The following is an 11,242-nucleotide window of genomic DNA, read 5'->3' as shown; positions in this document are numbered from 1 at the left end:
CATGTGTATACGTCTTATGCCATCGGTTTTATCATGCTTTCTATAAATGAAATTTCCTCTTCTGAAAGGTTATATTTTTTGTAAAGCTGCTGATCTATTTCTTCAATAATAGATTTGTTCCAATCTATATCCGATTTATTGCTAAAGTCTTGAACAGGAACATATTTCCAAACCTCCTTATTATTATCTTGTGTTGCCTTAAGAATACCTAGTAATGCGCGGACAAATTTTGTTTTAATATATTTTAAACAAGATTCGGCTTCATTACGTTCTAAAAAAGCACCTACACCTATGAACGATTGGGTATAGCCAACGTTAGGTTCAGCAAGAACGGGAGTTGACAAAGTCTCTCCAAATTTTCCTGTACCATTACTTTTAGGGATCAGAACTTTAAATCTCAACAGATTAATATGATCTTCAATGTATTTTGAATCAATATACTTATAATAGCGGTTGTTCTTTATTAAGCCCAGCACCTTAATATCATTCTGTGCGGTAATTTTATTTGTAAATATTTCTAGACTAGAAAATATCGAACTAGTTAATCTTTTCTCTTTGCCCGCGCTTCCAATTGTTTGTTTTAAAGCCGGTAAATTTTCAAATAATGTTTTTAAATCAAATTTATTCTGAGTATAGATAATCTCACTTAATGATTGTTCAAATGAGATTTCTTGAACTTTCAATAAAATATTATTTAATGTTTCATGTGAGGTGAACGTTCCAATTGGCTCAAATTCTCTCGTTGCATCTCTAAAAGTGACTGCAACACCACCTTTAATGTCCACATTTGGAAAGACGTCAGTACTTTTACTTTTATACCAAATCAACCTAAAATGCTTATCATTTAATATCTTCTCATTCCATTCTTTGGGTGTCTTACCAGCATTAAAAAGAAATCTGGCTGGTGTTATAAAAGACACTTTATCTGACATTTTAAATGCAATATCCATAAATAGATGATAAATCGGATTATCACTGGTGCCTTCTTTTGTTAATTGGTAGGGGGGATTTCCTACTATAGCGTCGAATTTCATACTGTCGTTATTATTAGATTTCCAGTAGGTTTTGCCCTGTTTTATCTGTTTGATAAATTTTTGAGGCTTGCTTTTTATTTGATTAATAAGGTCTTCAAAGTATCTGGTGTTTACTTTCGAGGTTCTAAAACCTACTAAAGTACGCTTCGTGATGCTTTTAGCCATTGGCGTTTTGCAAAGCACAAATATATTTTCAGCCACTACCTGATCCCAAATTTCCTGCTGTTGTTCGATTTCCGTGGTATCTTCTAATCCTAAGTCAAGTATTCTTGCCCTATACGTACTGTAAGCCATATACAAAGGATAAAGACCAGATTTTGAATTGATTTCGAGAATTTGTGTTTGTGAATTGAAGATGTTTGCTGTTACATCAGCATGAAGAACCGCCCTGGGAACATCAATCGTGTTTTCAAATTTCTCGTCGTAGAAGGTGTAACCACCCACGCAATCGCTCAAATGCATATTTACTACGCGCCAAGGGGTAAGTACCGTTTCTTTGTCAGGATTGCGGAACGTGTTAAATATTGCAGCGATACGACCGATACGCTCTTCGACTGTAAGGCCATCTGCGGCACGTGCCATTGCCCGAATTCTTTTACCTGCAGCGCGAAAGACATCGGGTTCATAGTACTTTTTGAATTTCTGAAATACTTTCTTAGAAACATCCTTAGGCATAAACTCAGCCCATGATTTATCGTCGATTAAATCAGAAAAATTATCAATATCAATCTGAGTATCTTCATTTGTAACGTCGGCACCATAGATAAGCAGCGGCATGCGGATGGAAATTCCTCTTAAAATTGAAACCGCACTGTCCCGGTTTTTCTTTTTCTCCAGTCTTTGCTGCAATAGTTGTTTTTCCTCTTCGGAGAGTTCTTTTTTCTGCTTCTGTTTCTTTTTTGCATCCTCGGACTGCTCGAATTGTTCGTCTGTAAATCCCTGATCATTGATATTGATATCCGCTGTTTTGGGCATTGCTTTGGTACTGCCAATTATCCCTTTCAGATCTTCAAAATCTTGCAGTTCTACATCGTCCATCTTCATCAGCTGATCATTGTTATACAGATAGCCGTCTTCAAAACCATTTCGCACAACACGCTCAACATACACTTTTTTAAGCTGTTCGAGCATCTTTTCAACGTTGTAGGTTTCCATCCTAGAGCCATCTACAGATATAATTGGACAGAAATTCAGGAACTCGCCCATTGCAGCACGATCCTCCGTAGATGTTTTTCCAGCTTTGGCGGAAATTTTAGCAGCTTCAGCAATTACTTTCAATGTGCGATCAGGAGCAAAATCGAAAACAAAACATTCTTCTTTTATTTTACCGTCTATTTTTGCAGGAGTCTGAACTCTGAATATTGTCTGCATATAATTAGCGGCAGAAGTATTGAACGACCCGGAAAGCATAAAGACAGCCGACCATGCGGGTACTGAAACCCCTGTTGTTAATCTGCCACAGGACAGGGTAATTGAGTATGTTTCGTGTGGTTTGTCTGTAATGGCTTTCTGTACTTTTTTAAGCGCATCGTTTTCCTTTTCTTCTTCGTCACCATCACCAGCAACATTTACAATTGCAAAATGACTGAAAACCGGGTGACTTTGCAACAATACACTTAAAGCTCTTGCCTCTTTCACACCAGGAACCATCCACAGCGAATGTCTGAAATTATCTCTGTACTCCTTCGTTGAGTATGGATAATTTGTGTCTTTATCGGCTTTACAAATAATATCCAGGAAAGATTTAACATCCTTTTCGTGTACAAAATCACTGTGTTCGTCAACTCTGAAAAATTCCCGGAAGTTAAATGCAACTTCCTCGTCAGCATATTTACTCAGGAGCTTCCCAAGGTGGAAGGTGAAAATATTCAATTTTGGTAGTGATGCATACGGGTTGGGATCACCGAAGTGGACTTCATCCCATTCTTTCTTGGCTTTCTGCTCCATCACGTAATCCCAGGTGTAGATCTCTTCCTCCTTATAATGATCTAAAAGATTGAAAGGGGTACCTGAAAGGTGAAGCACTTTCGTTTTTTCTTTTGCCAATTCGGTGAGAACATTTTGGCCGAGCTCGGTCTGTGTCCCTTCGTGAGCTTCATCGACAATAATAAAATCCCAATCTGTACCGAAAAGCTCATTATTTTTGTCGAAGCCCCCGCCGACCAAACTTGAACCTCTTAAATCCTGCATTGAAGCAAAATAGATATAATGCGCCTTGTCTTTTTTAAATTCTTTTTCGAGGGCAGCAAAACTTTTTCCTTTATTTTTTGAGCCGTAATTAAAATCGACTCTATCGTAGAAAATTTTACCAAAGTCTTCAAACCAGCCTGCATCAACAACCGGCCTGTGCGTTAAGATTAATGATTTTTCGAAATTAAAATCTTTCACAACCTGAAGTGCAGTTAAAGTTTTACCGAATCGCATTTTGGCAAACCATAACATTTCTTTGCCTTTCTTTAGCTGCTTTTTTGTCTTATCTATAGCTTGCTGCTGTTCAGGCCTAAAAACAATAGGGGTCTGGTCTTTAGAGATCTGACTTGTATGGAGTGCTTCTTTGCCATCTCGTACTGCTTTAATAGCATGAATAGTTGTTGATAGGTCTGTAATGTACCACTCATTAGCCTTGTTTTCAATATCGAATATCTTTTTCTTTATACCAGAATTTGTCAGAACGGTATGAACTTCGGTATCTGAAAAAGATTTTATAGTACCTTTTTCACTATAAACTGCCAGCTCCGTGTGAAGCAGTTCATATTTAACACCAGCAGTTTGAGTATAAGAATTAATTCTTTTTCGGGCTGCATCATTTAGTCCCTTACTATTAGGAGCAAGACCTATAATATTAAAATCGTCGGAAGTTGCTTCACCTATTTTTAAACAACCGGAATGTGCTTCGTCATTAATACGGAATACATAAATTAACTTTAGCTTAAGAGAGGAAACATATTTCATTAATTAGTTTTTTTGAATAAGTGAAGCAAATTTTATCTTACGGCCTTTTTTACCTGTTGATTTGTCCTTTACATACCAGTCCATAATCAAACTGTATATGCCATTATGGAGATTAATATTACCTGTTTTGCAGCCTGTGCAATGTTGTAAAGGAATATCATCATTTTTAAAAAGATTCCCGGTTCCCTCCTGAACTGCCATGCATGAGTTTGGGATTACGCCTTTAATACCATCCATTTGCCATGTATTCCAAGAGATTATATATGCGATAGACTTTATAGATTTTGTTAAAGGTTCTTTACCGAACTTTAAGGCATAGTTTTCAATAAAAGTCATCAGCATTGCTTCTCTAGCCAACAGTAAGCTGTCGCCCTGCCATTCATAAGCATAGGTTTTTTTGTAGGCATCCTGTGCAGCTTCCAGCCACTTACCGGATTCCTCAACGTTTTCACTTACGACCCGTAGCTTTCGATCTAATATCCCAATCCGCTTTTCGACAGGAATGTATTGCCCATTGGTCGTATCATATCTACTGGTAATGTAGGGAGCTTCGCCACAAGCTATTTCAAGCCTAGTGTCAAGAATATATTTGCGCCAATTTTTATTTTCGGGAAATGTGATTTTGTTTTTGTTCACCTGCCATGTGCGAGAACCGTCTTTCTTTACAATCTCTTTATTGAACACGTTCTTTTTACCGAACCAAGCAGCATCAATTAAGTTATTTTGCGCATTGCAAATCCATGAAGGTGTAAAGACTTCTGCCATACTTCTTGAACGTACCTGCTGGAGTTCTTTATCCTTTTTCACACGGGGCATAATTACAGAGCCGTTAACGCCAGAGATTAGGTCCTTTGTGATTTGTGCATGATAAGAATATTCAGCACCTAAATGTTCATAATTATCCGTCGCCCAATAAATATTTTGTTCGGTGGTATGATCACGAAGCAATTGCTCCAAAACGCCTTCGTACTTTTGGATTAATTCGTTTTCGAAAATGTCGATGTCGGGGAAATAAGTCAAACTTAACTTTTCTTGGTATTTATATTATTGCAATTTACAAAAAGTTTAATCTTTCAAAAGTACGAATTGCATTTGGAGGAAAAAAGAGGAAATCCATAAGGGAGTAAGGACGTAAGCAAACTTTTGCAAAAGAAAATATTTATTTTTTGGAGCTAAAATTTATCTATTAATCTTGTATAGTAGAACGCATCATAATGAAATGCCTGTTTTAGTTTGCATTTAAAAATGTCTTATTCATATATTTTTTTTCAAAAAAAAATAAAAAAAAGTTTTTTGACAAAAAGTGGTTACACCCCTTACACCCATAAAATAAAGAAAAACGGTGCATTTAGCACCGCTTTTAATTTTCAAATCTGTAAGGAATTTTTGCTAATTCTGAATTGTCTTTTAGTGACCTTTCTTTTTCTTTTGCTCTTCTATCTACTTCATCGATATCGAGGATGTTTAATGCATAAACATAACTTTTGTTTTTTGCCATTCGAATAAATCCATGCTTTTTTAAAGCTTTACCTAATTTATTGACTGTACCATCGGTGACATTTATGTTGGCAACAGTTGAAAGTCTTACTGCTATTTGCGAAGCATTTAAGAATGCATTGGCAGATTCTTTAGTAGCCGGCTCAAACCATGTTAATAACAATTCTTCTTCCGGACTCATTAGCTGGTACTGTTCGTTGTTCTCGTTGATTTGTTTGATTTCCTCCTGGTTGAACCAATGGCGGAAGCCGGATTGATAGAGCTTAAAAGCTTGGGCGTAGCATAAATTTATATCAATTTCATGTTGGTAATCGATGTGTTCCAATTCGAAGCAAAGAAAACGGAGTGAGCCTGTTGTATCGTTAAGGAATTGAGCTGTGTTAACTGATCCGGCAAAGCTGGCGCGTCGGGGCATATTTTCGTTGTTGTGACCATAAGCTTTTCTCATTCTGATATGGGTTTTTGTAATGAGTTCTTTTAGGGAACCAATTTCTGTTCTGTTAAGATTTTCTAATTCGTCCAGATTGATTAACATACATTCTGCTAAGTGAATAAGCGTGTCTTTGTTATTTGGATTTACGGTGCCGGAAAATATGTATTGTTTGAGTTCGGCAGGCATTAGCTTTTCAATCCAAGTGGTTTTTCCCAAACCTTGTTTTCCGGAAAATACAATAACAGTCTGATTGATTTGCTTTTCGTTGAGTACACAAGCCACCATCGCAACAAACCATTTTTTGAAACATTCTTTCCAAAGGTCCGGTTTTGTGGTAGTAATTGTCATTGCCAATTCTTCGATATAATCTCTTTCGCCTGTATATTCCACCAAATTTTCGAAATAGTCTTTGAAAGGATCGTAGGTTTCGCAGAAATCTGAGTGAAGCAAATTTCGGAGGGAATTAATGCTGCATCTTACTTTTGCTTTTTGAATTTCCCGAAGAATTGAGTTTTCTTTAAAGTCGGTGATGTATTTCCAAACTTTACCATTCACTCTGCGATATTCTAATTTTCCAAGTACTTCGTTGTATCGGAATTTGTATCTGTTGTTGAGGAAGTTTTCGAGTTTGTCGATTTGTGCGGGTTCTTCTTCATCGTCTAAAGTCATTGTTCCGGCTAGTGTTGCATTCACGGATGATTCGTCTGAATTTTTCTTTGCGCTCGCAGATTGCGCGTATTTTGCAGATTTTTTTTGTGGGGTGAAATTGTCGGTGGCGTACTCAGCGGTGTTGGAATAGGCGCTTTTTACTGCTGTCATTACTTCTTGACTATTGTAATCATAGTCTGCTAAAATATACCCTAATGCAAGGGTTTCAGGGATGCCTTTTCGGTTGAGATTGTTGGCCAATTGGAAAACGAAGTTATTCCGATTGCCTTCCACGAATGATTCCTTTTTTTCAGTAAAAGAAACGCAGTGTGCGTACAAAACATTGTAATCCGCTGGCGGATTACTAGGAGGTTTTGAGATTCCTTGGCGGCTTATTCCTACGTCGAGGGAGATTGCTTCGCTGTGCTCACCTGCTTTGCAGGAGATTCCTTCGCGTTGCTCGGAATGACAATGGCCGGCAGGTTCTGTGCTCGAAAAGACGGTGCTGGTTTCATTCACGAAAATTTCAGGATCGAAGGAAAAGAAACAAAGCTGGGTAATGTCTTTGCCTGATTTATCAATTTCAAGATTTAAAAGCTCTTCGAAATATTCTTGAAGTTTTAGAAAAGATTCTTTGTGTTGAGTTTTATCCGCATCAACTTTAACAAAGATTTTTAGGCCATTGCCCGAAGGGCTTGTAAATGCCGCAAAAACAAAAGGATTTTGTTTTAAAGTCTCTTTGGATTCAGCAAGTTTTTCCTTAGAAATTTTGTCTATATCCAGTACGACTAAAGCATTGTAGTTGGTAAGGAATTCCATTTTTCTGCCCCCTTTAAAAGTAGCAGAAGGAGTAAAAGCCGGAAGGGCTTTTTTTACTTTTTCAGCTGCTTCTTTTTTATCTTCAGCAAGGGATTTTCGTAAATAGGTTATCGCATTTCGATAAGTGCCATTTTTGATATCATCAAAAATTTTTACTATGTCTTTTTGTTCAACGACTTCGTTGAAGTTTTTGAATATGGTGGATTTCATTTTTTGAGATTTTAGAAGTTAGAGGTTAGAGGTTAGAAGGAGATTCTTCGCTTCGCTTAGAATGACAGATTCAAGGTTTAAATTTTCTGTTTATTCTTTTGTCTTGAAACAAAAGAATCAAAAGTTCAAGACTGGATTTCTTTGCTAAAATTTTAGAAGGGTTTCCTAAAATTTCCAGAACTCGCGCGATTGCAGCTGGTTTCTTCGGCTGAAGATTTTAGCGCGCTCAAACAGTGGAAATTTTTTAACGGAAACCCTTCAAAATTTTTTAACGCAAATAACTCCTAGGTCATTTTTTCAGTTCCGCTTTAACATTATCTCTTTGCGAAAGCTGCGTTTCGGTAATCCTGAATGAATTTTTCTACATCGGAAAGTTTGTAGTAAATTTTGTTTCGCACTTGGGAAAAAGAAATTTTCCCTTCGTCGCGCCAGGTTTGTGCGGTGCGCAAAGAAACATCCAACATTTCCAGAAACTGTTTGTTGTTTAAGTAGGTTTCCGTTCTTCGTGGGTTGGAGTTCATAAGACGATCTTGAATGTCGTCGATTTTAGCGATTAACTGATTGAACTGTTCTTTGGATAAGATAATTGCTTCCATAATAATACTGGGTTTAAGATTATGAAGCAAAGTTGTAATAAAGAAAAAAGTCCGATGAGTCCAATTTAGTCCGATTGGACTAAATTGTTTGTAACTTACTGAAATTCATAATTTTAAGTAATTAAACAAATGTTTAAAAATTGGACTAAAAGTTTACCTGCATATCAGCATTTGGATCTTTATCATTTCTGCCCGGGGAAAGGTATGTTTGCAGAGTATCTTTAGATAAAGCATTACCGTTCTCGTCCACAAAATTATCTGCAATAAATGCAACCATATCTTTGATTTTACCTTGAATGTATGGTTTTCCGGTAGGTTTTACGGAAGTCATCATCTGCTTAAATGCATTTGTCAGAATATTAATTGGACCATTTAGAACAATTTTTTCATTCTGTGAATTTGAATTATTTGGAGGTAGTTTTGATTCTTCGATTTCTTGCCGGAGTTTTGCCAATGTTTGAATTTTTCCGATGAGCTTTTCACATTCAATATCAAAGTCAGGAAGCTTTTGATTTTTCATGACGATATCCGCTGTTCTGTACTCGTAGATTTCGGATGTGAGAAAGTATATCTTTTCTTTAATATCCGGCAAATTATCAATCTCTAAACGTGTTTCTTTAAATGAAAAATATCGATCTTCACTTTCGGCATTGATGTATTTTTTTGTAGGTTTAACTTTTTCTGTTTTTGCAGCTTCATCAGAGAGTTTGTTCCGTTTGATTTCAATACAGGTATAAAATTTAACCAAACTGCTTTGGTTCCGGGTACCGGAAAACAATTCTTCATTGAGGGTTAAAAGCTTTTCAAATTTGTTGAGCCATTTGTTAGGATCATTGACCAAATTGCAATGATGAGCTATAAAAGCAGGTATTTGAGAATGCGTTATGGAAAAAGAACGAAAAAGCAGTTGCTGACAGTACTCTTCAACAGTTTGCCTGGGTGTTTTTTCAATATCGAATAGTGGGTTGAATTCATCCGTAACTTTTACTGACGAAAATTGCACGAAAGGTGCTGATTCTTTCATGAGATATCGTTCCATAACGAAAATAGATTTGATTTGAAAAGGTAATTACTAAAAAACGATCAGAGAAGCTGATATTTTAGATGATAAGCAAAAATAATTCTCCTACATTTCGGAATTACAGCGTTTTTATTGCTTTTTCATCATATGACGAAAATAATGAATAACAACGCAAAAGTCAATAAGAAGTTATTAACAATAATCTTTTTATTTTGCAAAATTTATAAATCTAATATTGCGACTACCGGAAAAGAAAATCACTTCAGAAAAAATCTGAAGTGATTGAGAATTTAAAAATGATATTTAGATTACATAAGCATCGACTGCTTTGTTCAGTTCATCGTTTACAATTTTAGCATAAATCTGAGTGGTTGAAATATTTCTGTGGTCAAGCAATTTGCTTACATATTCAATTCTCATCCCTTTATTCAAAGCCATTGTAGCAAAAGTATGACGGCTTAAGTGAAAGGTAAGGGAGAAAGGGAATTTTAGTTTTTTTCCTAATTCTCTCAGGTGCTGTCCACAAATTGTATTGCAGCTTCCCACGAGTGAGTTTCTTTTCTCTTCAGATAATAAATGAAAATCTGCATTTTTAATAGCCGGGAAGATGAAGTTTCCTTTTGATTTTCCTAGAGTTCTGTATTTTTCTATTATTTCTAGTGCAGTCTTACCAATTTTAAAAGCATGAATTCTGCCTGTTTTTTCAATTTCTTTTCTAATGATTTGCTCTTGCTCATTAAAATTATCCCAAGTTAGGGTTACTACATCAGAAAAACGAAGCCCACCAGCTGAAACCGAAAACATAAAAAGATCGCGGTATAATTCAGCTTTTGATTTCGTTGTAAATTTTGCTTCTCGAAGCTGATTAAATTGTGCCTCTGTTAGAAATTGTCTTTTGCTAGGTTCTACCTGAAGTTCTAAATTTTTGAAAGGGTATAAGGTTTCTTCAATGAGTCCTTCTTTCTGGGCATTCTTAAACATCATCGAAAGAACGATCATGCTTAGTTTTTGGGTGGTTTTATTATTGCCGAATTTTTGATTACGATAAAGCATATAATCTTGCAGTAAACCGACGGTGATGTCGTCAAACATAAGATTATCATCATTTACATATTCTTTAAATTTCTTCAGCTGACTGCGGTAGACATCATAGGTGTTAACAGAGTAATTGGATTTAAGTTTTTCTAGTTTTTCATCTGAATATTTAAAGAAGGGAAGACAATCTTTTCCTTTTACTGCTTCTTTTAGTCTCCTTGCACTTACTGTTTTATGCTTTCTTTCGGTATCTGCAATTGTACCAGCTGCATCAGCAATTTTCTTTGCAAGCATCGCATTAACACGAGTGCTATTTTTGAAGTTCTTTTTTAATTTGTGATTTTTTTCATCCCACTGACTAGGCAATGCTTTTACACCTGTTGAAATAAATTTCGACTGTCGATTTTGAATCAATCGGATATAAAGAGGGCAAAGGCCGTCTTTATCTTTCTGCTGTGTTCTAAAAACAAATTTAACTGATGGCATGATAAAAAAAGATTAAAGTTGTGAAACTAAAAAAGTATATTTGTGCAATACAATGCAAACAGCTGATATATAAGATATTCAAACGGGTGCAAAGTAAAACAAAGGTACAACATTTGGTTCAACAAATACGTTTTTTCTATGCTTTTTTTTACTTTTTGTTACATAGTTAAAAAACAGAAATCCTTATTTAATAGGCATTTAAGAGCAAAACGAGTGATAAGATTTTATAATTGGGATAGCACTCAAATATACGCATTGCACCAATATAAAATATATGCAGTTGCGCCAATCCTTTTTTAATTATTTATATAGTATTGATATTGAGTTTTTTAAATTTTAATAAAAAAGATTATACGCAATTAACGAATGGTTTTTATGTCTCTTTCTTTTGAAAAACCTATAACACATCTCAATTTCAAAACCGCTATTGCTCTAGTAGGTTTTCTCTGATTTTCTGTAGCAAATGTATGGCGTCAAGCTCTTCATAAAAAATGTATTTGGGAATCCGGAA

Annotated in this window: 6 protein-coding genes; all 6 read right to left on the bottom strand. The window is 35.7% G+C overall.

Annotation, left to right across the window (positions count from 1 at the left end; all coding sequences use genetic code 11):
* Positions 1–14: 14 nt before the first annotated feature.
* The gene (locus tag LO744_RS19995; RefSeq protein WP_230672600.1) at positions 15–3,986 is read right to left on the bottom strand and encodes an Eco57I restriction-modification methylase domain-containing protein; all 3,972 of its coding nucleotides are present in this window, start codon (positions 3,984–3,986) and stop codon (positions 15–17) included.
* 3 nt (positions 3,987–3,989) lie between these two features.
* Entirely contained in the window at positions 3,990–5,006 is a 1,017-nt protein-coding gene (locus LO744_RS19990) for a restriction endonuclease subunit M (RefSeq protein WP_230672599.1), read from the bottom strand.
* A gap of 340 nt (positions 5,007–5,346) precedes the next feature.
* Complete coding sequence (locus LO744_RS19985; protein ID WP_230672597.1) at positions 5,347–7,593, bottom strand: VapE domain-containing protein; 2,247 nt, start codon at positions 7,591–7,593, stop codon at positions 5,347–5,349.
* Positions 7,594–7,907: 314 nt separating this feature from the next.
* Positions 7,908–8,189 carry a helix-turn-helix domain-containing protein gene (locus LO744_RS19980; protein ID WP_230672595.1) on the bottom strand — a complete coding sequence of 94 codons (282 nt, stop codon included), beginning with the start codon at positions 8,187–8,189 and terminating at the stop codon, positions 7,908–7,910.
* A gap of 145 nt (positions 8,190–8,334) precedes the next feature.
* Positions 8,335–9,228 carry a hypothetical protein gene (locus LO744_RS19975; protein ID WP_230672593.1) on the bottom strand — a complete coding sequence of 298 codons (894 nt, stop codon included), beginning with the start codon at positions 9,226–9,228 and terminating at the stop codon, positions 8,335–8,337.
* Positions 9,229–9,513: 285 nt separating this feature from the next.
* Positions 9,514–10,731 (bottom strand): site-specific integrase, encoded by a 1,218-nt coding sequence (locus tag LO744_RS19970; protein WP_230672592.1) that lies wholly within the window; start codon positions 10,729–10,731, stop codon positions 9,514–9,516.
* Positions 10,732–11,242: the final 511 nt, after the last annotated feature.

Origin of the sequence: Chryseobacterium turcicum, assembly GCF_021010565.1 — a bacterium.
Classification (GTDB): domain Bacteria; phylum Bacteroidota; class Bacteroidia; order Flavobacteriales; family Weeksellaceae; genus Chryseobacterium; species Chryseobacterium turcicum.
The sequence above is the reverse complement of the archived record's forward strand: the minus strand, read 5'-3'. Positions and strand labels throughout refer to the sequence as shown.